This is a genomic window from Gordonia sp. QH-12, assembly GCF_001578675.1.
Taxonomy (GTDB): Bacteria; Actinomycetota; Actinomycetes; order Mycobacteriales; family Mycobacteriaceae; genus Gordonia; species Gordonia sihwensis.
Genome location: NZ_KQ969283.1, coordinates 155556 through 181352 on the forward strand (window position 1 = coordinate 155556; position 25797 = coordinate 181352).

Annotated in this window: 23 protein-coding genes, 2 pseudogenes and 1 riboswitch; of the genes and pseudogenes, 13 read left to right on the forward strand and 12 right to left on the reverse strand. The window is 68.4% G+C overall.

From position 1 onward, the window contains the following. Window positions 1-163 precede the first annotated feature (163 nt). The gene (gene groL, locus Y710_RS02685) at window positions 164-1786 is read left to right on the forward strand and encodes a chaperonin GroEL (RefSeq protein WP_006896949.1); all 1623 of its coding nucleotides are present in this window, start codon (window positions 164-166) and stop codon (window positions 1784-1786) included. An 80-nt stretch (window positions 1787-1866) separates the two neighbouring features. Here groL and Y710_RS02690 read toward each other — a convergent pair whose 3' ends face one another. Next, window positions 1867-3192 carry an amidohydrolase gene (locus Y710_RS02690; RefSeq protein WP_231875657.1) on the reverse strand — a complete coding sequence of 442 codons (1326 nt, stop codon included), beginning with the start codon at window positions 3190-3192 and terminating at the stop codon, window positions 1867-1869. A gap of 43 nt (window positions 3193-3235) precedes the next feature. Between Y710_RS02690 and Y710_RS02695 the strand changes: the two genes are divergently transcribed. The 9 genes and pseudogenes from Y710_RS02695 (at window position 3236) to Y710_RS02730 (ending at window position 10072) form a co-directional block, all read left to right on the forward strand. Continuing rightward, a complete protein-coding gene (locus Y710_RS02695) occupies window positions 3236-4066 on the forward strand; it encodes a tyrosine-protein phosphatase (protein ID WP_006896947.1) in 831 nt (276 codons plus the stop codon). A gap of 4 nt (window positions 4067-4070) precedes the next feature. Then, complete coding sequence (locus Y710_RS02700) at window positions 4071-4673, forward strand: TetR/AcrR family transcriptional regulator (RefSeq protein WP_045539312.1); 603 nt, start codon at window positions 4071-4073, stop codon at window positions 4671-4673. Window positions 4674-4734: 61 nt separating this feature from the next. Then, a complete protein-coding gene (locus tag Y710_RS02705; protein WP_006896945.1) occupies window positions 4735-5169 on the forward strand; it encodes an SRPBCC family protein in 435 nt (144 codons plus the stop codon). 281 nt (window positions 5170-5450) lie between these two features. Then, entirely contained in the window at window positions 5451-5939 is a 489-nt protein-coding gene (locus Y710_RS02710; protein WP_231875658.1) for a DUF6764 family protein, read from the forward strand. Window positions 5940-6155: 216 nt separating this feature from the next. Further along, window positions 6156-7219: pseudogene (locus Y710_RS02715) on the forward strand (HoxN/HupN/NixA family nickel/cobalt transporter). 103 nt (window positions 7220-7322) lie between these two features. Then, window positions 7323-7613, forward strand: a pseudogene (locus Y710_RS19220) (urea transporter); the annotation flags it as partial. A gap of 64 nt (window positions 7614-7677) precedes the next feature. Next, complete coding sequence (locus Y710_RS19225) at window positions 7678-8184, forward strand: urea transporter (protein WP_269449332.1); 507 nt, start codon at window positions 7678-7680, stop codon at window positions 8182-8184. Between the two features lie 61 nt (window positions 8185-8245). Further along, window positions 8246-9196: a polyphosphate kinase 2 gene (ppk2, locus tag Y710_RS02725; RefSeq protein WP_039867673.1), complete on the forward strand. Its 951-nt coding sequence runs from the start codon at window positions 8246-8248 to the stop codon at window positions 9194-9196. Window positions 9197-9250: 54 nt separating this feature from the next. Next, complete coding sequence (locus Y710_RS02730; protein ID WP_062366216.1) at window positions 9251-10072, forward strand: hypothetical protein; 822 nt, start codon at window positions 9251-9253, stop codon at window positions 10070-10072. Between the two features lie 177 nt (window positions 10073-10249). On the opposite strand, the gene Y710_RS02735 is transcribed toward Y710_RS02730, so the two are convergent. The 4 genes from Y710_RS02735 to Y710_RS02750 all read right to left on the reverse strand — a co-directional run bounded on the left by Y710_RS02735 (window position 10250) and on the right by Y710_RS02750 (window position 14989). Continuing rightward, window positions 10250-11500 carry an MCE family protein gene (locus Y710_RS02735; RefSeq protein ID WP_062366217.1) on the reverse strand — a complete coding sequence of 417 codons (1251 nt, stop codon included), beginning with the start codon at window positions 11498-11500 and terminating at the stop codon, window positions 10250-10252. Window positions 11501-11901: 401 nt separating this feature from the next. Beyond that, window positions 11902-12726: an ABC transporter ATP-binding protein gene (locus tag Y710_RS02740; protein ID WP_062366218.1), complete on the reverse strand. Its 825-nt coding sequence runs from the start codon at window positions 12724-12726 to the stop codon at window positions 11902-11904. Then, complete coding sequence (locus Y710_RS02745) at window positions 12723-13796, reverse strand: FecCD family ABC transporter permease (RefSeq protein ID WP_082781247.1); 1074 nt, start codon at window positions 13794-13796, stop codon at window positions 12723-12725. Before Y710_RS02745 ends, Y710_RS02740 begins: the two co-directional genes overlap by 4 nt. Then, window positions 13793-14989 carry an ABC transporter substrate-binding protein gene (locus tag Y710_RS02750; RefSeq protein WP_006894175.1) on the reverse strand — a complete coding sequence of 399 codons (1197 nt, stop codon included), beginning with the start codon at window positions 14987-14989 and terminating at the stop codon, window positions 13793-13795. Before Y710_RS02750 ends, Y710_RS02745 begins: the two co-directional genes overlap by 4 nt. An 83-nt stretch (window positions 14990-15072) precedes the next feature. Beyond that, a riboswitch (cobalamin riboswitch) is annotated at window positions 15073-15129 on the reverse strand. Window positions 15130-15223: 94 nt separating this feature from the next. Here Y710_RS02750 and Y710_RS02755 point away from each other — a divergent pair. Beyond that, the gene (locus Y710_RS02755; protein WP_062366219.1) at window positions 15224-15934 is read left to right on the forward strand and encodes a rhomboid-like protein; all 711 of its coding nucleotides are present in this window, start codon (window positions 15224-15226) and stop codon (window positions 15932-15934) included. Here Y710_RS02755 and Y710_RS02760 read toward each other — a convergent pair. From Y710_RS02760 to Y710_RS02775, 4 genes are all read right to left on the reverse strand, one after another. Continuing rightward, window positions 15886-17922, reverse strand: a complete 2037-nt coding sequence (locus tag Y710_RS02760) for a prolyl oligopeptidase family serine peptidase (protein ID WP_101841627.1) — start codon at window positions 17920-17922, stop codon at window positions 15886-15888. The genes Y710_RS02755 and Y710_RS02760 overlap by 49 nt on opposite strands. Before the next feature lie 46 nt (window positions 17923-17968). Further along, complete coding sequence (locus tag Y710_RS02765) at window positions 17969-19327, reverse strand: MFS transporter (RefSeq protein ID WP_006894178.1); 1359 nt, start codon at window positions 19325-19327, stop codon at window positions 17969-17971. Between the two features lie 232 nt (window positions 19328-19559). Then, window positions 19560-20828 carry an NADH:flavin oxidoreductase gene (locus tag Y710_RS02770; RefSeq protein WP_062366220.1) on the reverse strand — a complete coding sequence of 423 codons (1269 nt, stop codon included), beginning with the start codon at window positions 20826-20828 and terminating at the stop codon, window positions 19560-19562. After that, entirely contained in the window at window positions 20825-21406 is a 582-nt protein-coding gene (locus tag Y710_RS02775; protein ID WP_006894181.1) for a TetR/AcrR family transcriptional regulator, read from the reverse strand. Before Y710_RS02775 ends, Y710_RS02770 begins: the two co-directional genes overlap by 4 nt. Before the next feature lie 114 nt (window positions 21407-21520). Between Y710_RS02775 and lpdA the strand changes: the two genes are divergently transcribed. After that, window positions 21521-22906, forward strand: a complete 1386-nt coding sequence (gene lpdA / locus Y710_RS02780; RefSeq protein WP_006894183.1) for a dihydrolipoyl dehydrogenase — start codon at window positions 21521-21523, stop codon at window positions 22904-22906. Window positions 22907-22997: 91 nt separating this feature from the next. Then, window positions 22998-23873: a DNA-3-methyladenine glycosylase family protein gene (locus Y710_RS02785; protein WP_082781248.1), complete on the forward strand. Its 876-nt coding sequence runs from the start codon at window positions 22998-23000 to the stop codon at window positions 23871-23873. Window positions 23874-23903: 30 nt separating this feature from the next. On the opposite strand, the gene Y710_RS02790 is transcribed toward Y710_RS02785, so the two are convergent. Genes Y710_RS02790 through Y710_RS02800 form a run of 3 tightly spaced genes read right to left on the reverse strand, consistent with a single transcriptional unit; the run spans window position 23904 to window position 25734 of the window. Next, window positions 23904-24557, reverse strand: coding sequence for a helix-turn-helix domain-containing protein (locus Y710_RS02790; RefSeq protein ID WP_045537540.1), 654 nt, complete (start codon window positions 24555-24557; stop codon window positions 23904-23906). Window positions 24558-24575: 18 nt separating this feature from the next. Next, on the reverse strand, window positions 24576-24935 hold the full coding sequence (locus tag Y710_RS02795) for a cupin domain-containing protein (protein WP_006894186.1): 360 nt from the start codon (window positions 24933-24935) through the stop codon (window positions 24576-24578). Further along, the gene (locus tag Y710_RS02800) at window positions 24922-25734 is read right to left on the reverse strand and encodes a class I SAM-dependent methyltransferase (protein ID WP_006894187.1); all 813 of its coding nucleotides are present in this window, start codon (window positions 25732-25734) and stop codon (window positions 24922-24924) included. The genes Y710_RS02795 and Y710_RS02800 overlap by 14 nt, the downstream gene beginning before the upstream one ends. Window positions 25735-25797 lie beyond the last annotated feature (63 nt).

A 25797-nucleotide genomic window follows, 5' to 3' on the forward strand; every position in this document is an offset into this window, starting at 1 on the left:
ACTCTCACCATGCGAGTGCTAAAACGGAGTCTGGCACTCACGGAGTGTGAGTGCCAGGTCGGAACGGTGAGATCGGTCCAACAGACACCCCGGTCGTCCGTCGCGGGCATCGAGTCCGGCCCAGAAGACTTAGTGTCACCCCCTACCGGAGGATCACTTACCAATGGCAAAGCAGATTGCTTTCGACGAAGAGGCCCGTCGCGGACTCGAGCGCGGCCTGAACAGCCTCGCCGACACCGTCAAGGTCACCCTTGGACCGAAGGGTCGCAACGTCGTCCTGGAGAAGAAGTGGGGCGCCCCCACCATCACCAACGACGGTGTCTCGATCGCCAAGGAGATCGAACTCGAGGACCCGTACGAGAAGATCGGCGCTGAGCTGGTCAAGGAAGTCGCGAAGAAGACGGACGACATCGCCGGCGACGGCACCACCACCGCCACCGTTCTGGCGCAGGCGCTGGTCCGCGAGGGTCTGCGCAACGTCGCGGCCGGCGCGAACCCGCTCGGCCTCAAGCGCGGCATCGAGAAGGCCGTCGCGGCCGTCACCGAGTCGCTGCTGAAGTCGGCCAAGGAGGTCGAGACCAAGGAGCAGATCGCTGCCACCGCGGGCATCTCCGCCGGCGACCAGTCGATCGGCGACCTGATCGCCGAGGCGATGGACAAGGTCGGCAACGAGGGTGTCATCACCGTCGAAGAGGCTCAGACCTTCGGTCTGCAGCTGGAGCTCACCGAGGGCATGCGCTTCGACAAGGGCTACATCTCGGGCTACTTCGTCACCGACGCCGACCGCCAGGAGGCCGTCCTCGAGGATCCGTACATCCTGCTCGTCTCGAGCAAGGTGTCGACCATCAAGGACCTCCTGCCGCTGCTGGAGAAGGTCATCCAGTCGGGTAAGCCGCTGGTGATCATCGCCGAGGACGTCGAGGGCGAGGCTCTCTCGACCCTGATCGTCAACAAGCTCAAGGGCACCTTCAAGTCCGTCGCCGTCAAGGCCCCGGGCTTCGGTGACCGCCGCAAGGCCATGCTGGCCGACATCGCCATCCTCACCGGTGGCGAGGTCATCAGCGAAGAGGTCGGCCTGTCGCTGGAGAGCGCCGGCCTGGAGCTGCTGGGCACCGCCCGCAAGGTCGTCGTCACCAAGGACGAGACCACCATCGTCGACGGTGCCGGCGATGCCGACGCCATCTCGGGTCGCGTCGCACAGATCCGCGGCGAGATCGAGAACAGCGACAGCGACTACGACCGTGAGAAGCTGCAGGAGCGTCTGGCCAAGCTGGCCGGCGGTGTCGCAGTCATCAAGGCCGGCGCTGCCACCGAGGTGGAGCTCAAGGAGCGCAAGCACCGCATCGAGGACGCCGTCCGCAACGCGAAGGCTGCCGTCGAAGAGGGCATCGTCGCCGGCGGCGGCGTGGCCCTGCTGCAGTCGGAGCCGGCCATCGACGGTCTCGCTCTCGAGGGCGACGAGGCCACCGGCGCCAACATCGTGAAGGTCGCTCTGGAGGCTCCGGCCAAGCAGATCGCCGTCAACGCAGGCCTCGAGCCGGGCGTCGTCGCGGACAAGGTCCGCAACTCGCCGCTCGGCACCGGCCTGAACGCGTCGACCAACACCTACGAGGACCTGCTCGCCGCGGGCATCAACGACCCGGTCAAGGTCACCCGCTCGGCGCTGCAGAACGCGGCTTCGATCGCCGGTCTGTTCCTCACCACCGAGGCCGTCGTCGCCGACAAGCCCGAAAAGGCCGCTCCGGCCATGCCGGGTGCCGACGAGATGGGCGGCATGGGCTTCTGATCTGATTCAGAACCCCCTGCGATTCCACGCAGAACGAAGGCCGGTCACCCGAAGGGTGGCCGGCCTTCGGCGTCGCGGGGTCAGCTCCGGTTCAACAGGCCGAGCATCGAGTAGGCGGCGACCTTGGCGCCGAAGGGGATGGCCGACAGGTCCACCAGATAGTTCGGGTTGTGCGGAGCGAACGGGAACGGCTCGCCCTGCGCCTGAGCCGCCGCGAAGGTCTCATGGTTCGCGATGCCGACCAGGAGGTAGTTGAACGGCATCTCCGGGTACGGGCCCTTCAGCAGCTGGACGTCCTCCGAACCGGTGGCTCGCGGCATGTCGGTGACGATCTGCTGGTCGCCGAGGACCGCCGCGAGCGTTCGGGCCATGCGTTCGGACAACTCGAGGTCGTTCACCAGCGGACTCGACCCGCCCTTCAGGGTGATCTCCGGCAGCTTGTCCTCGGGCATCCCGTACGTCCTGGCGATCCCGTCGGCGACCGACTCGACCGCTGACAGCATGATCTCCCGGACCGCGGGGTCGTACCAGCGCAGATTCGCCTTGAGCAGGGCCTGTGTGGGGATCACGTTGTTGTCGGAGCCGGCGTGGACGGCGCCGACGGTGAGCACGGCGGTCTGCTGCGGATCGATCATCCGCGACACGATGGTCTGGAACTCCACGATGGCCATCGCGGCCATCAGCACCGGGTCCTTCGCCTTCTGCGGCATCGAGCCGTGGCCTCCGACACCGTGGAAGAGGATGTCGAGCTGATCGGTGCCCGCGAGCCGCGGCCCCGGAGACGAGACGACCACCCCCACCGGGGCGGGCGCGGTGTGCATGCCGATGAACACGTCCGGTCTGGGGATGAAGTTGTACAGACCGTCGTCCACCATCGCCTTGGCTCCGGTGATCGGTTCCTCTGCGGGTTGACCGATCAGGACCAGGGTCCCGGACCAGCGGTTCTTGAGTTCGATCAGTGCGTGCGCCATCCCCAGCATCCAGGTGACGTGCGCGTCGTGGCCGCAGACGTGGGCCACCGGCACCTCGGTGCCGTCCTCGCGCGTGACCCGCTTCTCACTCGCGTACTCGACGCCCGTCTCCTCCTGCACCGCCAGTGCGTCCATGTCGGCGCGGTACATCACCACCGGACCGTCGCCGTTGCGGTAGATGGCGGCCACCCCCGTGGTACCGATCCCGGTCGTGATGTCGAAGCCGAGGTTCTGCAGGGCCAGCTCGATGATGCGGGCGGTCCGGACTTCGGCGAATCCGAGTTCGGGATTGCGGTGGATGTCCTTGAACGTCTCCACCAGCCGGTCGGTGTCGGCGTCGATGATCCGGTCGACGTCGGCGACGAGGTCTGCGGGGAGGGAATCGGTCAGCGGCTCGCCGTCGTGGGCGTCTGGGAGAGTGCTCACATCCGCCATGTTAGACAGCGTGCCGAGCCTCGGCTGAGCATAATGAGACTTCATGACCGACCAGCAGACCCGGGTCCCCGGCGCCCCCAGTCCGTTCCCCGTGCTCCCCAATCTGCGTGATCTCGGCGGATGGGTCGGAGTCGACGGGCGGCCGGTCCGCCACGGAATGCTGTTCCGGTCCACCGATTTCCGGTCCATCGTTCACGACTCGTCGGCGGTCGCCGAGATCGCCGCGACTCTCGGCCTCCGCACCGTCTACGATCTGCGGTCGGCCGGCGAGACCGAAGCGATGCCGGACCCGGTGTGGGCCGACGTCGCCGAAGTGCACCTGGACGTCCTGGCCGATGCGCAGACCGCCGTACCCGCCAACCTGGCGACCGTCCTGACCGATCCGGCGGGTGTCGCCGAGATCAATCGGGTGCTCGAGAGCGGCGGCGCCATCTCGACGATGGCGGGCACGTATCGCCAGATGATCACCCTCGACAGTGCGAAGACCGGTTACCGCCGCTTCTACGAGGGGCTCCTCGGCGAGGACCGATCGCCGGCCTTGTTCCACTGCACCACCGGCAAGGACCGCACCGGCTGGGCCTCGGCGTCCTTCCTGTCGCTGATGGGCGTCGCCCGCGACGACGTCTTCAGCGACTATCTGCTCACCAACGACCGTCTGGTTCCGGCCCTGGCTCCGGTGTTCGAGAAGTTCACGGCTGCGGGCGGCGACGCAGATGCGCTGAGGCAGGTCCTGGGTGTGCGGCCGGAGTATCTCGAGGCGGCGTTCGACGAGGTGGATCGGGTTCACGGCGGCATGGAGGCGTATTTCGCCGAGGCTCTCGGAATCGACTCCGCCGCGCAGTCCGAACTGCGAGAGCGGTTCCTCGAGGCCTGAGGCTGTGAGATCGCCGGAGCCGGACTCGCCGCGGGCCGCGATGGTTCGGTGCGCGGCCGACCTCATCGCCCGCCACGGAGTCGCGGGTACCTCGATCGGCGACGTACTGGCAGCTGCCGACGCCGCCCGCGGATCGGTCTACTACCACTTTCCGGGCGGTCGCGCTCAGCTGATGGCCGAGGCCGTCTACTTCGCGGGCGAGGTACTCGGGGCGGAGCTGAATCGCGCCCGTAGGCGGCCGCTTCCCGACGCGGTGGCCGCCGTCGCCGGCATCTGGCGCCGGAGGCTGATCGAAGACGACTTCGAGGTCGGCTGCCCGGTGGCGGCGGGTGCGCAGGCACGCGAGCGCGACCCCGAGGCGGCCCAGGCCGGCGAAGAGGTCTTTCTGCAGTGGACGCATCTGCTGGCGGCCCGGTTCCGTGAGGAGGGCTTCGACGACCGGCGCGCGGACGAACTCGCCGATGCGGTCCTGTCGGGCATCGAAGGCGCGGTGGTTCTGTGCCGAGCGCGGCGCAGCGTCGAGCCGCTTGACCGCGTCGTGCTCACGCTGAACGAGCTGGTTCGACGCCCCGTTCCCGAAACCGTGACCGATGCGGAACCGCGCTGAGGAGAGTGAAGATTCCGGCGGCGGCCGGGTCCACCGTCACCGGCTGGGGTAGGTTCTGTCCATGGCTGTCTCTGCATCAACAGAATTCGACCTCAAGGCCCCGCTCGCGCTGGTGATGGAGGTGCTGCTCGACGTCGAGTCCCTGCCGGAGTGGTCGGGCCCGCACAAGTCGGCGAAGATCCTCACCGAGGACGCCGACGGGCGGCCCGCTCGCGTGGAGGTCTCGGTGAGTGCGGTCGGCATGACCGACAACCAGACCCTCGACTACTCCTGGACCGACAACACCTGCACCTGGGATCTGGTCGAGAGCGATCAGCTCAGCGAACAGCACGGCGTCTACACGCTCACCGAGAACGGCGATACGACACACGTGAAGTTCGACCTCACCGTCGACCTGAAGATCAAGCTCCCCGGACTCATCGTCAAGCGAGCCCAGAAAATGGCGGTCGACACCGCCAAGAAGGGACTCACCGAGGAGGTCAAGCGCCGCAGCTGAGCGCGACTCGGACTCGAGACGCTCACAGTAGACGCGAACTTCGACGACAGAACCCCCGTCCCGGACGGGGGTTCTGTCGTCTCGCGTCGCGCCTGCGGGTGGGGCGACCACGGCCCGATGCCACGGCAGGAATCAGTCCGGTCACGATCGGCTGTGAGGAACCTGGAATCGCGAAACTCGCGAGTAGGGTGGCGGCTGCATCGTGCGCCGGTGAGCGGCCGCACAGTCGCGTCTTGTTGAGAGGGACAGTCATGCGAATCGGGTCGTTGTTCTTTCGTGTCGTGTTCGGGATCGCCGCCGTCGCCGCGGCGTTCGGACTGACGTCGTTGCTGGGCGGTGGTCACGCCGCGGCGTCGACCAACTGCACCGCGAACGACAACCAGCGCGTCGAGCGCGCCAACGGCCAGAGTCATTGCATCGCGAACGCCGGTCCGGGCAGCCGCGCCTCGGCGCAGGACACCACGAACAACGGTGCGGCGCTCGCCGTCGCGACGACCGGAGGGACGGCGACGGCGCAGAACAACGGCGTCAATTCGTCGGCGCTCGCGAGCGGCATCCACCGGGGCAACGGTTACGCGTACACGATGGGCCCGTACTCCACGTCGGTGGCGCAGGGCCGCAGCGGCGGTACCACGGTCGCGGTGTCCGGAGCGGCGGGCGGAGCGTTCGCCACCGGCGACGGCGTCGCGTGCCTGGGCAGCATGGCCGCCACCTACGACACGACCACCGGTCGGGGCTGCTTCCGGTGGGGCGAATTGTACGTGCACTGAGACGAAGTCGGCCGATCCGGCTTATGCTTCGCGAATGACGGTAGTGCGGATCGGTTCCTTCACTCTCCCTTCCTCTCTGCTCAGGCCCGCGCGGGCGGATGATCCGTCGGCGGCGCGGCCGTGACCGCCTCGACGGACTCCCGGCCGGGACCGGTGCGCCGTCTGCAGACCCTCTGGGGCGGACTGTCGGCGCGCGACCGCCTGTCACTCGGCGGTATGACCGCGGTGGTGGTGCTCCTGCACGTGGTGGGCATCGGCATGCTCGTGGGGCTGGTGGCGCCCGAGCACTTCCAACTCGGGGGTGCCCACACCGAGTTCACCGTCGGCGTGGGCATGCTGGCGTACACCTTCGGCCTCCGGCACGCCTTCGACGCCGATCACATCGCCGCGGTCGACAACGCCACCCGGAAACTGCTGGCGGACGACGCCGATCGCCGGGCCGACGGACTGCCCGCCCGGCCGAAGCCCCTCTCGGTCGGGTTCTGGTTCTCGCTGGGCACTCGACCATCGTCTTCGGGCTGACGGTCCTGCTGGCGGTGGGCGTTCGGGCACTCGCCGGGCAGATCGAGGACGATTCGTCGACCCTGCATTCGATCACCGGTGTGATCGGGGCGTCGGTGTCGGGAGTGTTCCTGTGGATCCTCGGGGCGGCCAACCTCGTGGTGCTCATCGGCATCGTCAGAGTGTTTCGCGAGATGCGGCGCGGTGAGTTCGACGAGGAGGCACTGGAGGAACAGCTCAACAAGCGCGGCTTCATGAACCGGCTGCTCGGCGGGCTGGCGAAGTCGGTGCGCAAGCCGTGGCACATCTATCCCGTCGGCGTGCTGTTCGGTCTCGGCTTCGACACCGCCACCGAGGTGGGCCTGCTGGTGCTCGCGGGCGGTGCGGCGGCGTTCTACCTGCCGTTCTACGCGATCCTCGTGCTGCCGATCCTGTTCGCCGCCGGGATGTGCCTGATGGACACCGCTGACGGGGTGTTCATGAACGCGGCATACGGCTGGGCCTTCGCACGGCCGGTGCGGAAGGTCTACTACAACATCACGATCACCTCGATCTCCGTGGCGGCGGCTCTCGGGATCGGCACGGTGGAATTGGCCGGGGTGCTCGCCGACGAGACTCACGTCGAGTCCGGGCCGCTGGCGTGGGTCGCCGGAATCGACTTGGACTACGCGGGATTCGTGATCGTCGGGGTGTTCGTCGCCGCATGGGCCGCGGCACTGGCGATCTGGCATTTCGGCGATATCGAGAACCGCTGGAAGCAGGAGGTCCGCAGTGAGTGACGTCGAGACGCGGACGGACGCTCCGGCCGAACCTTTCGGGTCGCCGCGCGACGCGGCGGCCACCGCACTCAACGGGATCGGTCAGATCTACTTCCAGCCGAACGTGTGGTGCGGTCTGCTGATCCTGGCGGGATTCGCGGTCGCGGACTGGGGAATGGCGCTGCTGGGCGTCATCGGGCTGGCGGCTTCGACCGCCGCGGGGGTCGCCCTGCGCGACCGCTTCCCCGGGTCGCCCGACGGTTCGGCGCTGCGCGCCGGAATGCACGGCTTCTGCGGGATTCTCGTGGGTGCGGCGGCCTTCACCATGCTCGGAGCGGGCTGGGCCGGTGTGATCGCCACGGTGGTCGGCGGATTGCTGTGCGGTCCGATCACCGTCGCCCTCGTCGCGCTGTTCGCCGCCCGCGGATTCGCGCAGTTCGCGCTGCCCGCGACGACGGCGCCGTTCTGCCTGGTGCCTGGTGGCCGAGGCCGTCCACTACGCCACCGAGCCGCTGCAGGAGCCCGCGGGCGCGCTGGCGGAGATCGACGGCAACCGCTTCGAGGTCGCCGTGCACGCGATCCTCAGCGGGATCTCGCAGGTGGTTCTGATCGACGATCCGATCTCCGGTCTGCTGATCCTCGTCGGCCTGACCGTCGCGGGCTGGCGGGTGGGTCTGGCGGCGCTCCTGGGCAGCGCGCTGGCCGCCGGTTTCGCCGTCGCGATCGGATCCTCGCCGCTGCGCGACTATCACGGACTCGACGGCTACTCGTCGGTGCTGGTAGCGATCGCGATGGCGTGCGTGTTCCTCTCTGGACGGTGGATGCCGTGGGTGATGGCGGTGATCGGAGCACTGCTGGCGGTCCTGCTCGAGCGGCTCATGCTCGGAACCCAGGTGCCGCTCTTCACGTGGCCGTACGTTCTGATCACCTGGATCCTGCTGGTGATCGTCCGCTTCGTGCCGGGTGTGCAACGCGCGCCGGGCTGACCCCGACACGCTGCTGGTGCCGGAGCCGCCGAACCGGGCTAATCTGACGGACGTGGATGGAATCACCGGCGACAGCAACCCCGTTCAGCACGTGGGACCCGACCTCAGCCTGGTCTCCGGGCGCGAGGCTCTGCAGCACCTCGTGGACCTGCGGAACACCGCCGGGTTCGCCGTCGTCGACGATGACGACGACGATCCCATCCTGCTGACGCTCCCGACCCGGAACGTGGTGGACACCTGGCGCGAGGACTACCCGTACGACGAGCGGATGAGCCGCCGCGAGTACGAGGTCACCAAACGCCGTCTGCAGATCGAACTGCTGAAGCTGCAGAAGTGGACCAAGCAGACCGGGCAGCGGCATCTGCTCGTTTTCGAGGGGCGCGACGCGGCGGGCAAGGGTGGCACCATCAAGCGGTTCAACGAGCACCTCAATCCCCGCGGTGCCAGGACCGTCGCCCTGGAGAAGCCCACCGAGCGCGAAGCCACCGAGTGGTATTTCCAGCGGTACGTCCAGCATCTGCCCGCAGCCGGAGAGATGGTCTTCTTCGACCGCTCCTGGTACAACCGGGCCGGCGTGGAGCGGGTGATGAACTTCTGCACCGACGCGCAGTACGCGCAGTTCATGCAGCAGGCGCCCGCGTTCGAGAAGATGCTGGTCGACGATGGCATCCACCTGGTGAAGTTCTGGTTCTCGGTGACGCCGCTGGAACAGCGGACCCGGTTCGCGATCCGGCAGATCGACCCGGTGCGCCAGTGGAAGCTCTCGCCGATGGATCTGGCGTCGCTCGATCGCTGGGACTCGTACACCGAGGCCAAGGAGCAGATGTTCGCCGACACCGACACCGATTTCGCGCCATGGACCGTCGTGAAGAGCAACGACAAGAAGCGGGCCCGCATCAACGCCATGCGGTACGTGCTGAGTCTGCACGAGTACGACGGCAAGGACGAGGCGCTGGTGGGAGTCCCCGATCCGGCGATCGTGGGCCGCGCGCGCGATGTGATCGGTGAATGACCCCGGCCTCGTCGGCTTGGCAGTCCGCCGCGATCACCCGGTAGCCTCGGCACCGTGCGAAGCGTAGTTTCCGGCCTGTTCACCGTGGTCGCGATGATCTGCATGATCGTCGCGGTGCCGAGCATGTGGCTGTCACAGAGAGTCGTGTCGTCGGACGGGTTCACCTCTTCGGCGGCGGAAGCCGCGCACAGCTCCGAAGTGCAGGACTACTTCGCCCAGAAGGTCGCGGCGTCGGTGGAGGAGAACACCGGATCCAAGGTCGCGAGCGACCTGGTACTGCCCGCCGCGAAGAACTACGCGCGCAGCGACGGCTTCGTCGAGGACTTCTCCGAGGTCGCGAGGCAGCAGCACAGTTGGCTCTTCACCGCTCCGGCACCGGACGCCGACCTGCACATGATGGAACTCGACATCAGTCCGATGATCAATCGGGTGATCGCGTCGGCCCCCATCCCGGTGCCCGTGTCCATCGGTCATCCGGTGATCGTGACGATCGATCAGAGCCAGATCACTGCGGGGTCGCTCGAAGACAGCGGAAAGATCATCGACGTCGTGTCGTGGGTGACGGTGATCGGCGCCGTGATCGCGGCGGTCATCGCACTGCTCGTGGCCAACCGCCGCAGCACCGTCCTCGCGTGGCTCGGCGTCGGTGCGGTCCTGGCGGGCGTTGCCGGCTGGGGGCTGGCGGCATTCACCAAGCACATCGTGAGCGAGCGGCTGGCCGACACCGAGCAGGCCGCGCGCTCCACCATCGAGGTGGTGGTCGGGGTGATCGCCGATCACCTCACGACGGTGTCGTTGTTCGTCGGGGTCGCCGGCGCGGTGGTGGCGGTCGTGGGCGTCATCGCGCGCGTCGCGGCGGGACGACGCTACGCGTAGCGGTACCGGGGTCGGTCCGGCGGTTTCGACTCGCTCCGCTCGCTCAACCAGCGGAAAGGCGAGCCCGTGTCAGTGGAGTCGAGCCAGCCGCATCCCTTCCATGGGGTTGAGCGGGTCGTGTTTTGTTATTTCAGGCTTGTTGAGCGAGCGGAGCGAGTCGAAACCCCCGACCCCCCATCACGATCGCGGTCGCACGCCCATGAGTTGCGCGAGCTGAGTGGCGAGGGTGTTGAGGTTCAACTTGTCCGGGTCCTTCTTGGCCGTGTGATCCCACGGTTGCGCGTAGGCGGGATCGGCGAGTGCAGCGTTGTTCGCGCCGCGGACCGCCGTCGGGCTGCCGGTCGGCACCGTGCAGTGCACATCGGTGTTGAACGGGAAGTCGTCGTAACTCTGGTCGAAATCCGGGTTCTTGCGCTTGATCTCGGCGATCATCTTCGCGGTGCTCTCGTAACCGCGCGTGCACGACGGCGGATTCCCCGTTTCGAGCACGATTCCGAATCGGATCGAACCGTCGGGCGAGGCCGCCGTATGGCTGCCCGCCGACAGTGCCGAGAGCATCCAGAACGTCGGCTCGGCGGCATAGGACGCCGGAGCGATCGCGTGGACCGTCCCGCCGAGCCGGCCGATCAGTTCGGTGGCCTCGTCGCCGGTCTCGTCGAGGAGACGGGAGAGCGCCGACGCAGCGCGCGGACCGTCGGTGAGGATCCGGCGGACCGCCGGATCCGATGACGCCAGCGTCGCGGTGACCGCGTCGAGATTCTTCGACCAGCGCAGAATCTCGTCGGACTGCTCGTTCTGGGTCGCCAGAACCGAGTCGGCGGAGGTGATGAGCCCGATCGTCTCGTCGAGGCTCTCGACGCCCTCCTTCGACAGACGGTCGAGGGAGTCGACGAGCCGGCTCATGTCGTCTCCGCGGCCGTTGAACGCCGCGCCCAGTTCGGTGACGGTTCTGCGCAGCGCATCGACGGGGATCGTGTCGGTCAGGTCGATGGCCGATCGCACCACTTCGTCGAGCCGAGGCGGCAGCCGGTTCTCGTCGATCACCGAGCCGTCGCGCAGGTACGGTCCCGCGTCGGAGGGCGGCTGCAGATCCAGGAACTGTTCTCCGATCGCCGATCGGTCGGAGACGACGGCGACCGCCGAGGCCGGAACCTTCGCCTCGCTCGAGTCGAGGGCCAGAGTGACGTCGATCCCGCCCGGGACGATCGACATCTTCTGCACCCGGCCGATCTCGACGCCGCGGTAGGTGACCTGCGCTTGCTCGAACAGTCCGCCGGAGTCGGGCATGCGCACGGTCACGTGGTACACCCCGACGCCTGCCGCCTGATCGAGGCGCGCGTATCGGATGCCGCCGTAGACCGACGCCACCAATCCGATCAGCAGCACGACGATCAACTGGGTGCGCACGAGACGACTGAGCGGCGGCATGCAGTCCCTTTCCGGTCGGAAGAGTTCGAACGCCCGCGATTCATCCAGGAGCGTAGGAATTGACGGCAGAAGAATGCCGACGATCTGCGATGACGTCGTGACCGTCGGTGCTTGCTGATGTTAAACGCAGGGGTCGCAAGCGAGGCAATCCCGGTATGTCGGGAGTGGGGCGGGTAACAGTGGTGATTCGGAGTGAGACGGCGGGAGGAGAGGGCGGGGGGCGGGGTGTGTCACGGTGGGTGGGCGTGCGGGTGCGGATGGTTTCGACTCGCTGCGCTCGCTCAACCAGCGGGCGGGAGGCTCGCTCAACCAGCGGGCGGGAAGCTCGCTCGGCCGGCGGGCGGGAGGCTCGCTCAACCAGCGGGCGGGAAGCTCGCTCGGTCGGCGGGGGAGAGGTTCGGTCAGCCGGTGGGCGGAGGCTCGACCGCCGGATGCTGTGACGAACCGTCCTGCACCTCGAACACGAACCTCTCCGGGTCGAAGCGGAGCCGGCCTCGATCGAAGGCGGCGGAGACGGCACCGGAGGAGGCCACGTCGAGCGGGGTGCCGGTGTGCATCACGCCGCCGGGGGCGAGGAGCCAGATCGCGTCCGAGAGGCGCATCGCCAGCTCCAGTTCATGGGACGACACCAGGACGGTGAGACGCTGCTCGCGGGCCAGCGTGCTCAGCAGATCCAAGAACTCGACGCGCGACGGTGCGTCCAGGTGCGAGGTCGGCTCGTCGAGCACGAGGAGTTCCGGATCCTGCGCGAGGGCGCGGGCGGCGAGGACGCGCTGCGCCTCGCCGTCGGACAGGTCGTGGAAGGGGCGGTCGGCCAGCGCCGCAGCGCGAACGGCCTCCAGCGCCCAGTCGACGCGCAGGCGATCATGGGCGCCGAGCCGGCCGGTGGCGCCCAGGTAGGGAGTCCGGCCCAGCTCCACCACTTCTCGCGCGGTGAGCCGGCCCGGGTCGACGATCTGGGTCCCGACGGTCGCGATCCGGCGAGCCAGCCGGGCCGGCCTCATGCGTGTGACGTCGGTGCCGTCGGCGAGGAGAGCCGATCCCGACAGTGGTCGCTCCAGACCGCAGACGGTCCGCAGCAGTGTCGACTTTCCGGCGCCGTTCGGACCGATCAGCGTCGTCAACCGGCCCACCTGCGCCTCGGCGGTCAGATCGGAGGCGATGGTGACCGGCCGTCGGCCCCGGTAGCCGATGGTCAGCCCGGCGAGGGTGAGACCGGCCGTCATACCGCACCGCCGTTCCCACGACCGCGCAGCAGAACGGTGATGACCACCGGCGCGCCGATCAGAGCGGTGACCGCGTTGAGGGGCAGCGAACTGTCCTTACCCGGCAGATCTGCGACGATGCCGCACCAGATCGCGAGCAGCGCTCCCACGAGGACGCATCCGGGCAGAATCACCCGATGATTCGAGGTGCGGAACACTCCGCGCGCGAGATGCGGAATCACGAGACCGAGGAATCCGACGGGTCCGCAGTACGCGGTGACCACACCGGTGAGAACCGCGGCCGACAGCAGCGTGACGGTGCGGGTGAGACGCAGGTCGACGCCCATCGACCGCGCGTACTCCTCGCCGAGCAGCAGGGCGTTGAGCGCTCGCATCGAGGTCGACGACAACAGGACGGCACTGAGGATCACAGGTGCGGCGACGCGCAGGTCGGACCACGACGTCGCGGAGAAGGTCCCCAGGCCCCAGATCATGTACTTCTGGACCGAGTCGGGATCGGCGTAGACGATGAGGACTGCGACGAGCGAGCCGGTGACGGCACCGATCATCACGCCGATCAGCAGCAGGGTCACCGCGCTGCGGACCCAGACCGCGAACAGCAGGATCAGTCCCAGCACCGCCGCGGCACCGAAGGCGGCGGCCACCACGCTTCCCGCTCGTCCCCAGCCCGCGAGGCCGCCGGCGAAGGTCGCGGCGCCGGTGACTCCGCCGCCCAGTGCGACCAGCGCCACGCCCAGGCTGGCGCCGGAGTTGGCGCCGAGCACATAGGGATCGGCGAGGGGGTTCCGGAACAGGGTCTGCATCTGCAGCCCGGCCACTCCGAGCGCGGCGCCGACCAGCGCGGCAGTCGCGATCCGCGGCAGCCGCACCTCGCGCAGAATGAAGTCGCTCCCCGCGTCCAGCGCGTGACCGCCGGTCAGTACCCGGAGCGTCTCCGCGGGCGGGATCGCGACCGATCCGACCGCGGCGGCCACCAGCAGCGACGCGAGGAGTGCGACGGCGAGTCCGACCCAGACCCCGGATCGGGCGCGTGGTCGCCGGGCTGCCGCCGAGGTCCGGACCGGTGTCATCGCTGCGGCAGATGGAGGTAGAACTCGAAGGCATGACCCGGGAAGAGATCCGGGTGCGCAATTGCGGCGATGTCCGCCAACACGAGGTCCGGGCGCAGCACACCAGTCTCCCAGTAGTCGTTGCCGCCACCGGAATTGACGGCCTTGGTGCTGTTCCACGCTTGTTTCGCCGGACCGGCGAAGGCGCGGTACCGCGGATCCTGCTTGTCGAGATCGGCCACAGAGTTCACCGTCGGGTCGCTCAGCAGCCACACGGCGGAATCACGGGCGCGGGCGATGACCGATTCGATCGACAACTGCAGGCTGCCCGCGGCGCGATCGTCGATCCACGGATAGGTGGCGCCGGCGTCGGCGACGAGCTTGCCGAAGTAGCTGCCCCCGGAGGGCATGGTCCACGAGCCGTTGGCGATCGAGCCGAGCAGGACCGGCGTCTTCGGCACTCCCGACAGCCGGTCGGCCACGCTGCGGTACTGGGACTTGATGTTCTGGTAGACGCTCGAGGCCTGCTTCTCGGTGCCGGTGAGGGCGGCGAAGAACTTGAGCCATTCGGCGCGGCCGAGTGGGCTCTCCTCCAGCCAGTCGGCGTCGGCGAGGACGGGAATGCCCGCGTCGCGGATCTTGCCGAAGGCCGGACTGTCGCTGCCGTCGGTCACGAGCACGTCCGGGCGTCCGGCGATCACCTTCTCAGCGTTGACGGCGCCGGCGTCGGTGAACTGCTGCACCTTCCCTGCGTCGATCCGCTCGACGATCTCGGGAGTGGAGACGAAGCCGGTGGTCGCGACCCCGGTCACCGCATCGGCCGCGCCGAGAGCGGCGAGTCCCGGCAGATGCGTCGTCGAGCCCGCGTAGACGGTCCGCACGGGAACCTCGACCTGAGGCGCGTCCGCGAGTTCTCCGGTCAGCTCCGGGGCGGGGGCGCCGCATCGCACCAGAACGTACGACGCGGGCGGCGCTCCCTGCGCCGGATGCGCCACGGTAACGACCTGGTACGAGCGGTGATACTCGATGGTCAGGCCGGTGGCGTCCTCGATCGTCGACTTCTCCGGGAAGTAGTCCTTCGACGGGTCGAAGTCGGTGATGCAGTCGCGTGCGGCTCCCGCGGAGCGGGGCGCCGGCGACGAGCAAGCGCTCGCACCGAGCGGAATGAGGACGGCGATGCTCGCGAGCAGGGCGCCGATGCGTGGTGATCGCACGTGCAGACCTCCCTCGGGGAGGCTCCGCCCCCGGGATCTCGGTGGCGCGACGCAGGAGGGTCTGGCTGCCGCCCGCGGGGATCGTCTCCTGCCGGGCAGACCACAGTGGCGGGACCGCACCGGAATCGCACCGGATTTCCTCGTCTGGCATCGCGTGCTGGACGGCGCAAATCTAACACGCGCGGTTCGCGGGCAGATCTGGCGCGCGGTGGTCGGCGGGCCTACCGTGAGACGGTGACCAGCGTTCGGAGCAGGTGGCGCCGCGGCCTCGGCGCCGTCGCGCGATGGATTCGGAGCGCGCCGGTCACCTACGCGTGGCTGGTGATCCTGCTGGCCACCACCATCGTGGCGCACCGGGTGTCGCCGCAGCGGCTGGACCGGATCCTGGGCAAACGGTCGACGAACATCGACAACCTGCTGCACGATCCGGTCCGTGCGATCTTCGGCAGCCTGTTCTGGCTCGACGGCGCGTACTGGATTCCGTACGTCGTCGGATTCACCGTCTTCCTTATGCCCGCGGAACGCTGGCTCGGCAGTCGGCGGTTCGTCGTCGTCGGCCTGAGCGGACACATTCTCGCGACCCTGGTCAGCCAGGGGCTCGTCGGCGCCGAGATCGCGCGCGGCGACGCCAATCCGTCGCTCACTTACGCCATCGACGTCGGGGTCAGCTACTTCATGGCATCGGTGATCGGCATCCTGGCCTACCGGTTTCCGCGGCCGTGGCGGTGGGTGTACGTCGCCGGGGCGACGGTCGCCTTCTGCGCACCGCTGGCGGTGGCTCCCGTGACCTTCACGGCGATCGGTCACGCGAGCGCGCTGCTCATCGGTTTCGCGTGGTATCCGATGGCCCGGGGACGGCCGATGCTGGACGTCGAGGCGACGGTGCGCCGGCTCCGTCAGCGCTCCGGAGCCGCGGCTCCGACTGTGCGCCACAGGAACTCGTAGGCCAGCGCCGATTTGAACGCCGCCTGGCGGTTGTCGGCCGCGCCGCCGTGCCCTCCCTCGATGTTCTCGTAGTACCGGACCGGGTGACCCTGTTCCTCCATCCGCGCCGCGAACTTCCGGGCGTGGCCGGGGTGCACGCGGTCGTCCCGAGTCGAGGTGGTCACGAGCATCTCGGGCATGGCGGCGTCGGCACTCAGCCGCTGATACGGCGAGTACCTCGAGATGAACTCCCACTCGTCCGGATCGTCCGGATCGCCGTACTCGGCCATCCACGACGCTCCGGCGAGCAACAGGTGGTACCGGCGCATGTCGAGCAGGGGGACCTGGCACACCAGCGCGCCGAACAGGTCCGGATAGGTGGTGGCCATGACCCCCATCAGCAGACCGCCGTTGGAGCCACCCTGCGCGGCCAACCGGGCCGGGGTGGTCAGTCCGCGCCCCACGAGGTCGCGGGCCACCGCCGCGAAGTCCTCGTACACCAGGTGTCGGCCGGCCTTCTGCGCCTGCGTGTGCCAGGCCGGGCCGTACTCGCCGCCCCCGCGGATGTTCGCGATCACGTAGATGCCGCCCCGGCTGATCCAGCTCCGCCCGGCGATACCGAGATAGCTGGGCGTCATCGAGTTCTCGAAGCCGCCGTATCCGTAGAGCAGGGTGGGACCGGACGCCACGTCGTCGCGTTTGACGACGAAATAGGGGATGGCCGTGCCGTCGTCGGACGTGGCGAAGAACTGTTGCGCCGACACGGCGGACGCGTCGTAGAACTCGGGGGACGATTTGATGACCGACACCCCCTCGGACGTGGAACCCTGGAGCAGGCTCGGGGCCTGGACGAAGGTGCTGGCCGACAACCAGATCTCGTCACTGTGATCGGGGTCGGTGTCGAGCACGCCGATCGTCGCGAGTTCGGGCAGCCCGTTCAGCGGCTCGGACTCCCAGGTGCCCAAGCGGAGAAGCTCGACGCGGGTGGCCACGTCGTGCAGCGTCACCATCACCAGGTGCGAGCGGGTGTACGCGAGGTCCTGCAGGCTGGTGTGCGCGTCGGGAGTGAACAGCACGCGGTGGGTGCGGTCGCCCGACAGGTACGAGGGGTAATCGAAGAGCAGCAGCGCTCCGGCCGGATGCTCCTGGCCGTCGACCGTCCACGGCGACCGCGTCAGGACGGTCAGCCAGTCGTGCCGGACGTCGAAGTGCGAGTCGGTCGGCACGTCGATGCGGAGGAGTTCGTCGCCGCGCAGTTCGTAGGCGATCTCGTTGAAGAAGTCCACCGACCGGGAGACGAAGTGCCGCACATGGCCGGGCGTCCGGTCGCAGGCTGCGCCGACGGCGACGTCGGACACCTCGCCCGCGAAGACCGTCGGGGCGTCCGCCACGTCGGTGCCACGCGACCAGCGCCGGACGGTCCTCGGATAACCGGAGGAGGTCAGCGCGGGCAGCCCGTCCGGCGTCTCGACGAAGTCGGTGCCGACGTACACCGTGTCGCGGTCGATCCAGCTGACGGACGACTTGGCCTCCGGCAGGACGAAGCCGTCGTCCACCCAGTCCCGCGCGAGTACGTCGAACTCCCGCACCACTGCCGCGTCGGCGCCGCCTCGAGACAGCGAGATCAGCGCGCGGTCGTACTCGGGCCGGTTCATGGTGGCGCCCGACCACACCCAGTTCTCACCCTCCGCCGCGGCGAGGGCGTCGACGTCGATCAGGACGTCCCATTCGGGTTCGGCGGAGCGGTAGCTGTCGAGAGTGGTACGCCGCCAGAGACCTTTCGGGTGCGCCGAATCGCGCCAGAAGTTGTAGAGGAAGCCGCCGCGCCGGCGCACGTACGGAATGCGTTCGTCGTTGTCGAGCACTTCGAGGGCGCCGGCTTCGAGTTCGGCGAAGCGCTCCGAGCCGGTCAGCTCGGCGACGGTGGGAGCGTTGTGCTCACGCACCCACCGCAGGGCGTCGTCGCCGGTCACGTCTTCGAGCCACAGGTACGGATCGTCGTCGGTCACGGTGTCCAACGTACCGGCGCCGGCGCGGCGGCCTTCCGGTGGCGGGCTACGCGCCCACCCGCGAGGTCTCGACAGCGTCCTCGACCGGCTCGGCACCCGGAGTCTTGGTTCCGGCGATCGAGCAACCGGCGGTCTCGCGCAGGAAGCTGAGGGCGATACCGCCCACCACGCACGCGGCCATCATGTACACGGCCGGGAAAAGGTTCCAGCCGGTCTGGTCGACGACGGCGTCGTTGACCAGGGGTGCCGTACCGCCGAAGGCGGCGGTGGACAGGTTGTACGAGATCGCGAAGCCCGCATAGCGCACGTGAGTGGGGAACATCGCGGGGAAGGTCGCCGAAATGGTCGCCAGCTGCGGGATGTAGAGGACGCCGAGCACGACGAATCCGACGATCGCCCATCCGAAACCCTGGCCCATCAGCCAGTACATCGGCAGCGCGAAGACGAACAGACCCACGAGGGAGACCCGCCACATCGGTTTGCGGCCGGTGCTGTCGGACCACATGCCGAACACCGGGATGAGCAGCATCATCACCACCTGGCCGATCAGGACCACCACCGAGGCGGTGTCCTCGCTCAGGCCGATGGTGCCCTTGAGGTACTGCGGCTGGTAGGCCAGCAGGGTGTAGTTCGCGATGTTGAGCGCGACCACCATGCCGAACATGATGAGGATCGGCTTCCAGTAGTGCACCAGCGTCTGACGCAGCTGACCGGTGATTCCGCCCGGATCGGCGACCTTCTTCTCCACATCGGTGTACAGCGGCGGATCGTCGAGCTGCGACCGCAGGTAGAGGCCGGCCAGACCCAGGGGGAGAGCGATCAGGAACGGGATGCGCCAGCCCCATTCCTGCATCTGCGACTCGCTCAGGCCGAGGTTCATCAGCAGGACGATGGCGGTTCCCGAGGCGAAGCCGGCCATGGTGCCGAACTCGAGGAAGCTGCCGTACCGTCCGCGCTTGTCGGCCGGCGCGTACTCGGCCATGAACGTGGCCGCGCCGCCGTACTCGCCGCCGGTCGAGAAGCCCTGCACCACTCGCAGTGCGATCAGCAGGATCGGAGCCCAGATACCGATCGACGCGTGGGTCGGCAGTACGCCGATCAGCGCGGTGGCCAGCGAGATCAGCAGGATCGTCAGCGCCAGGACGTGTTTGCGGCCGAGGCGGTCGCCGATCGGTCCCCAGACGAAGCCGCCGAGCGGCCGGAGCACGAAGGAGACGGCGAAGCCGAGCATGGTGCCGATGGTGCCGAGGTGGCCGGGGAAGAACGCCTGGGTGAGGTAGGTGGTGGTCGCGGCGTAGACGCCGTAGTCGTACCACTCGGTGGCGTTGCCGATCGCGGACGCCGCGATCGCCTTCCGGAGCGTCGCCGTGGAGGTGGCGTCGGTGGAGACGGTCGAGTCAGTCATCTGACCTCCGAATTGTCGATAGTCGTTTCTCGGGTCGGGCGAACTGGATTCATTCGACGGCGGCGACGTGGAGCGCCGCGGATCTGACTACCACTTCCCCCGGCCGGTAGGGCCCATCGACTCTCGGGTCAGTGACCCGAACGGACTAATCCTGCCTATCACGTTTCGCGGACCAGTGGAAACCGCGCGGACCGCGGGGCGGGTGGTCCCGCGGTCCGCGCGACGGCCGGAATCAGCCTGCGGCGGTCAGCGGATCGGGGACCTCTCCGGTCCGGATCGGGCAGCGGGTGTGGGAGTAGATGGTCGGCATGCAGAGGTTGCAATGCACGCACTTGCTGCGGGTGGACGGGTCCGCCTCGATGAGGTGCGGCAGATCCGGCTCGCGCAGCAGCGCGCGGCCCATCGCGACGAAGTCGAAGCCCTCGTCCATCGCCGTCCGCATCGATGCGTGATCGGTCACGCCGCCGAGCAGGATCAGCGGCAGGGACACCGCCTTGCGGAGTTCGCGGGCGAGCGGAAGCAGGTAGGTGTCGGTGTACGGGTAGTGCTTCAGGAACAGACGGCCGCCGAGCTTCATACCGGTCTTGACCGGTCCGGCCATCGCCTCGGCGAACGATTCCAGCGGCGGCTCGCCGTGGAACAGGTACATCGGATTCAGCAGCGAACTCCCCGCGGTGGGCTCGATGGCGTCGATGAACCCGTCGCTCTCGAACAGCTCGGCGTATTTGATCGCATCGTCGAGATTGGTGCAGCTCCAAGGTCTGCCACCGCGTCCGCGGGCGGGTTTGCCGAGGCCGTCGAACATGTTGAGCTTGGCCCAGACAGCGGCCTCGTCGCCGACCTCGTTGCGCACCGCTTCGAGGACTTCGCGGGCGAACCGGGCGCGATTCACGGCCGAGCCGCCGTATTCGTCGCGCCGGTGGTTCAGCAGCGGTGACATGAATGCGCTGAGCAGGTAGTTGTGGCCGCAGTGGATCTCCAAGCCGTCGAACCCGCTGTCGACGGCCAGCCGCGCGGCGGTGGCGAACTTGCGCACCAGTCCGGGGATGTCGTCGCGCGCGACCTTCGCGGTCAGCGACATGCCCATCGGCGCGGGGATCCGGCCCGGACCGAGCGCCGGAAGCCTGTTGGACACGGCGTTCGCGACCGGCCCGGCGTGCCCGAGTTGAGCTGCGGCCAGAGCGCCTTCGGCGTGGATCGCCGAGGTGAGCCGCTGCAGGCCCGGGACCGCCTCGGGCCGCATCCAGATCTGATGGCGGTCGGTGCGGCCTTCGGGCGCGATCGCGCAGTAGGCGACCGTCGACATCGCCGCGCCGCCCGCGGCCACCTCGCGGTGGAACTCGATGAGCTCGTCGGTCACCAGTGCGTCGGGCGTCATGGCCTCGAAGGTCGCGCACTTGATGATCCGGTTCCGGAGCGTGAGCGGTCCGAGCACAGCTGGGCTCAGCGGGTCGTTCCCGGCTCTCGGTGCGGGATCTTTCGGACTCGGGCTGGTGGTCATCGAATGCCTTTCGGTAGGCCGGCGAGGCCGGCGATGAGGAAGTCGGACAGGGCTGCGACGTTGTCGGGGGAGATCTCCCGGGGTGCGGCGAACTCGGTCATCATCAGGCCGAACGCGAAGCGCCAGCGGCGTCGTGCGACGTCGGGGTCCAGGCCGGGCACGGTGGCGGTGAGCAGTTCGGTCCACACGTCGAGCTGGAACCACCGGCTGTCCCACGGCGCTCGCGGATGAGTGAGCACGAATTGGGCGAGGGTGCGGACCAGGGGTGCGGTCTCGGGGGCGGCCTGCAACGCGATGAGCGGGTCGAGAATCGCCTCGACGATGTCGGTGACGGTGCGCGGACCCGCTTGGAGTGTGTCGAGCTGGTCGGACCATTCCGGTTCGAGGCGGTCTTGGAGCAGCGCGGCGACCAGGGCCTCCTTCGATCCGAAGTGGTAGTGCACGGCCGCGGGGTTGGCGCCGGCCTCGCCGCACACCGCCCGCACCGACAGGTCGTCGTAGGGCACGGCGGTGAGGAGTCGTTCGGCCGCGTCCAACAGGCGCGAGCGTGTGGTGGCGGCAGTCGGGTCGACGGGCATCTGTTGAGCAGATCACATTTCAATCAGCGTTTCAATCACTGATTGAATTGTGATTCGTGACTGAGCGTGACCGGACACCTGCGTGGCACACAGGGGAGAAGTACGCTGAACTGCGTGGCTGAACATTTTCAAACAGTTGTCCTGGGAGCCGGTCCCGGTGGGTACGTGGCCGCGATCCGGTCCGCCCAGCTGGGCATGAAGACCGCCGTCATCGAAGAGAAGTGGTGGGGAGGTGTCTGTCTCAACGTCGGGTGCATCCCCTCGAAGGCGTTGCTGCGCAACGCCGAACTCGCACACGTCTTCAATCACGAGGCCAAGACCTTCGGTATCAGCGGTGAGGTGAGCTTCGACTTCGGAGCCGCCTTCGACCGCAGCCGCAAGGTGTCCGACGGCATCGTGAAGGGCGTTCACTTCTTGATGAAGAAGAACGGCATCACCGAGATCGACGGATACGGCGTCTTCCGCGACGCTGAGACGATCGTCGTCGGAGATCGGGAGATCACCTTCGACAACGTCATCATCGACACCGGTTCCACCGTCAAGCTGCTCCCGGGCGTCGCGCTGAGCGACAACGTGGTGACCTACGAGACGCAGATCCTCACCCGCGATCTGCCCGGCTCGATCGTCATCGTGGGTGCCGGCGCCATCGGCATGGAGTTCGGGTACGTACTCGCCAACTACGGCGTCGACGTCACCATCATCGAGTTCATGCCGCGCGTGCTGCCGAACGAGGACGCCGACGTCTCGAAGGAGATCGCGAAGGCCTACAAGAAGCTCGGCGTCAAGATTCTCACCGGCACCGGTGTGCAGAGCGTCGACGACAACGGCGACAACGTCACGGTGACGTACAAGGACGCCAAGGGCGCCGACGGAAGCATCACCGTCGACAAGGTCCTGATGTCGGTCGGCTTCGCTCCCCGGGTGGAGGGCTACGGCCTGGAGAACACCGGTGTCGCACTCACCGACCGCGGCGCCATCGCGATCGACGACCACATGCGCACCAACGTTCCCGGCATCTACGCGATCGGCGACGTGACCGCCAAACTGCAGCTGGCCCACGTGGCCGAGGCGCAGGGCGTCGTGGCCGCCGAGACCATGGCCGGCGCCGAGACGATGACGCTGGGCGACTACCGGATGATGCCGCGCGCCACGTTCTGCCAGCCGCAGGTCGCGTCGTTCGGTCTCACCGAGGAGCAGGCCGAGGCCGAGGGCTACCGGATCACCGTCTCCAAGTTCCCGTTCAGCGCCAACGGCAAGGCTCAGGGCCTGGCCGCCCCGGCCGGCTTCGTGAAGCTCATCACCGATGCCGAGACCGAGGAACTGCTCGGCGGCCACCTGGTCGGCGACAACGTCTCCGAGATGCTGCCCGAACTGACGCTGGCGCAGAAGTGGGACCTCACCGCTCGTGAACTGGCCCGCAACGTCCACACCCATCCGACGATGAGCGAGGCTCTCCAGGAGACCTTCCACGGCGCGATCGGTCACATGATCAACCTGTAGCGACACCCGCTCAGATCCGCTCGGCGAGGGCGCCGCACCGACACCCGGTGCGGCGCCCTCGCGTCTGCGGTCCGCGCGCACAATGGGTGGCATGCTGCAGCGCGAGTGGACGCCCGGATGGCGTGTTCCGGTGCGCGCGATGCTCTCACTGCACCGCCGGGGGCGGGCCGATCCGGCGTACCGGGTGGCGACCGACGGATCCGTGTGGCGCGCGGTCCACACGCCCGACGGTCCCGGCACGCTCGCGGTCGCGGGCCGCGCCGACGGTTCGGTGTTCGCCCGGGCGTGGGGGCCCGGCGCGGGCTGGCTCGTCGAGAACGTGCCGGCGATGCTGGGTGCGCACGACGACCCCGCGGCGCTGACCCCCCTCGATCGGGCGGTCGCACGTCTGGCGGAACGGGTTCCCGACCTCCGCATCGGGCGCACCGACCGCGTCTGGGAGGCCCTGGTGGCGGCGGTCTTCGAACAGAAGGTGGTGGGCGACGAGGCCTACCGGGCCTGGCGCTATCTGCTGACCCGATACGGCGACCGCGCGCCCGGTCCGGTCCCGGCCGACATGAGGGTGCCGCCGCCGCGCCCGAGGTGGCGGGAGATCACCGAGTCGGACTGGCACCGGAGCGGGCTCGAACCGGTGCGCGCTCGGACCGTCAGAGCCGCCGCGACGGTCGACGTGGAGCGGAAGGCGGACCGCCTCACCGCCCTTCGCGGCATCGGCCCGTGGACCGCCGCGCACACCCGGATACGCGCGGTCGGTGACCCGGACGCGGTCCCGGTGGGCGACTATCACACTCCGTCGGTCGTCGGACTCGCATTGATCGGCGAGCGGGTCGACGACGACGGGATGCTGGAGTTGCTGGAACCGTATGCGGGCCAACGCTATCGGGTGATCCGGTTGTGCGAGCTGGGTGCGGGGATGCCGGCCCGTCGCGGACCGCGGATGCCGGTGCGCGACTACCGCTCGTTCTGACATCCGAGTCAGCGTGCAGGGGTGCGAACTTCAGGGGGTGCGAACTGCAGGAGTGTGAACTCCGGACAACCGCAGCACGAGTTCGCAGTCGCCGGCCGAATCGGGCGAGACGTCGACGGCATAGGCGCCTCCCAGTGCCGGCGACGCCTGCTCGAGTGCGAACTCCACCGCGCCGCGGACGATGCCGTGGGCGATCTCGGGGTTACGTGACGCGATGCTCTGCAGCGGGCAGCCGCAGACCGACAACTGGTGCTCGCCGAATGCGCTGAGCGCATCGGTCACCCGGAAGCCGAGCCGCGTCAGCATCGCCTCGACCACCGTCACCGGGTCGGGGACAGCGACCGCATCGATGTCGGCGCCACGCCGGCCGCGTGCCCAGAGTCGGCCGGTCTCCGCGGCGACCCGTTCGCGTTCGGCCTCGGTCTCGCCGATGCGGCGCAGCAGCAGGTGCACGAGTTCGTCGGCGGACGGGGCGGGCACGATGCGGTAGACCACGCGCGGCCGCCCGACGCCGCGGGGTTCGGTGGTCTCGGTGACGGCCGAACCCTCGTCGACCAGGTTGTTCAGGTGGAACCGGGCGGTCGTGACGTGAACGCCCAGCGCATCGGCCACCTCATGCGCGTCCATTCCGTCCGGGGCGTCGGCGAGGAGCGCGCGGGCTCGGTCTCGAGGGCGCACGGGCATGGCGACCCCCTCCTGATGTCAGCTTCCGTGGATCATCACCAGTGTTACCGCACCGTCGGTGACCGCGTGCAGCGAGTGGGTCACCCGGGCGTCGACCCGGATCGCGGTGCCGGGTTCGAGCCGGACGGTGGCGCCCGCGACCGTGAAGTCCACGGCGCCCGACTGGCCGAGCACCACGATCGGGTGGGCGGCGAGGTGGTCGGGCATCTCCTGTCCCGCGCGGAAGGAGAGCCGAACGACGGTCTCGGTATCGCTCCGGTGGATCCGCTTCACCGCCGGCTTCGACCCGGTGTCCCCGGTGTTGGGTGCGTTCAGTCCGGTCAGATAGGTGAACGGCGCCGCCGCCGTCTCTCTGCCCGCTGTCTCACTGCTCGACATCGGGTTTCCTCACGATCACTTCGATGGCGGCCATCTGGTCACGGTACTTCGCGAACACCTTGCGCATCCCCAGGATCCGCTTGCGCGCCGACGGGTTGCGGGCCACGTTGAAGGCGATCCTCAGTGTCCCGGCCACACCCTCGTCGGCGATCATCCGTGCGGGTTCCAGGAGCGCCATCGGCGCGAACCGCACACGCTCGACGACGAACCCCGATCGCTCCAGAGCCTCGCGCCACTCGGCCTCGGTGAGCGGGCGGGCGTTCACCTTGATCGAGCGTGCCAGCGCTTTGCGGATCTCGGTCTTCGCGTCGTCCGGCAGGGTGTCGGGATGCAGCGACAACTCGTGCACGGCGTATCGGCCTCCGGGACGCAGCACTCGGAACGCCTCGTCGATGATGGCGGATTTGCCTCGATCGGACTGCATGGTCAGCATCGCCTCGCCGACCACGACGTCGGCGCTCGCCGCATCGAGCCCGGTGTCGTCGGCGTCGGCGTGAACCACTCGGCCGCGGTCGCCGATCGCGGCCGCGGTCAGTGCGACGGCCTGCTCATCGGCTTCCACGCCGAGGTAGCTCCGCGGCCGGCGGCCGAGGATCTCGACCGCGGTCTTGCCGAGGCCCGGTGCCAGTTCCACCACGTCGGCGCCGGCGAGCGCGGCATCGTCGAGCAAGGCGGCGGTGAGCTCGCGGCCGCCGGGCCGCAGCACGCGCTTGCCGACCTTGGCGAGCAGCCAGTGGCCGGGCAGATCCTCGTCGCGGCGGTCGGACAGAGGGAGCTCTCCTGTATGCGGATCGGACATGACCACTCCTGCCTATTCAGCGGAATAACTTCCTTTAAATAGGCTAGCCTAAGCTAGTTCGCT

Excerpts from the sequence above, each read along its gene's own strand:
- Y710_RS02690 (WP_231875657.1), bottom strand. The coding sequence starts at position 3,192 with ATGGCGGATGTGAGCACTCTCCCAGACGCCCACGACGGCGAGCCGCTG.
- Y710_RS02740 (WP_062366218.1), bottom strand. The coding sequence starts at position 12,726 with ATGACGGCCGGTCTCACCCTCGCCGGGCTGACCATCGGCTACCGGGGC.
- Y710_RS02745 (WP_082781247.1), bottom strand. The coding sequence starts at position 13,796 with ATGACACCGGTCCGGACCTCGGCGGCAGCCCGGCGACCACGCGCCCGA.
- groL (WP_006896949.1), top strand. The coding sequence starts at position 164 with ATGGCAAAGCAGATTGCTTTCGACGAAGAGGCCCGTCGCGGACTCGAG.
- Y710_RS02775 (WP_006894181.1), bottom strand. The coding sequence starts at position 21,406 with ATGCCCGTCGACCCGACTGCCGCCACCACACGCTCGCGCCTGTTGGAC.
- Y710_RS02785 (WP_082781248.1), top strand. The coding sequence starts at position 22,998 with ATGCTGCAGCGCGAGTGGACGCCCGGATGGCGTGTTCCGGTGCGCGCG.
- Y710_RS02765 (WP_006894178.1), bottom strand. The coding sequence starts at position 19,327 with ATGACTGACTCGACCGTCTCCACCGACGCCACCTCCACGGCGACGCTC.
- Y710_RS02735 (WP_062366217.1), bottom strand. The coding sequence starts at position 11,500 with ATGCCGCCGCTCAGTCGTCTCGTGCGCACCCAGTTGATCGTCGTGCTG.
- Y710_RS02800 (WP_006894187.1), bottom strand. The coding sequence starts at position 25,734 with ATGTCCGATCCGCATACAGGAGAGCTCCCTCTGTCCGACCGCCGCGAC.
- Y710_RS02790 (WP_045537540.1), bottom strand. The coding sequence starts at position 24,557 with ATGCCCGTGCGCCCTCGAGACCGAGCCCGCGCGCTCCTCGCCGACGCC.
- Y710_RS02705 (WP_006896945.1), top strand. The coding sequence starts at position 4,735 with ATGGCTGTCTCTGCATCAACAGAATTCGACCTCAAGGCCCCGCTCGCG.
- Y710_RS02795 (WP_006894186.1), bottom strand. The coding sequence starts at position 24,935 with ATGTCGAGCAGTGAGACAGCGGGCAGAGAGACGGCGGCGGCGCCGTTC.
- Y710_RS02770 (WP_062366220.1), bottom strand. The coding sequence starts at position 20,828 with ATGACCACCAGCCCGAGTCCGAAAGATCCCGCACCGAGAGCCGGGAAC.
- Y710_RS02695 (WP_006896947.1), top strand. The coding sequence starts at position 3,236 with ATGACCGACCAGCAGACCCGGGTCCCCGGCGCCCCCAGTCCGTTCCCC.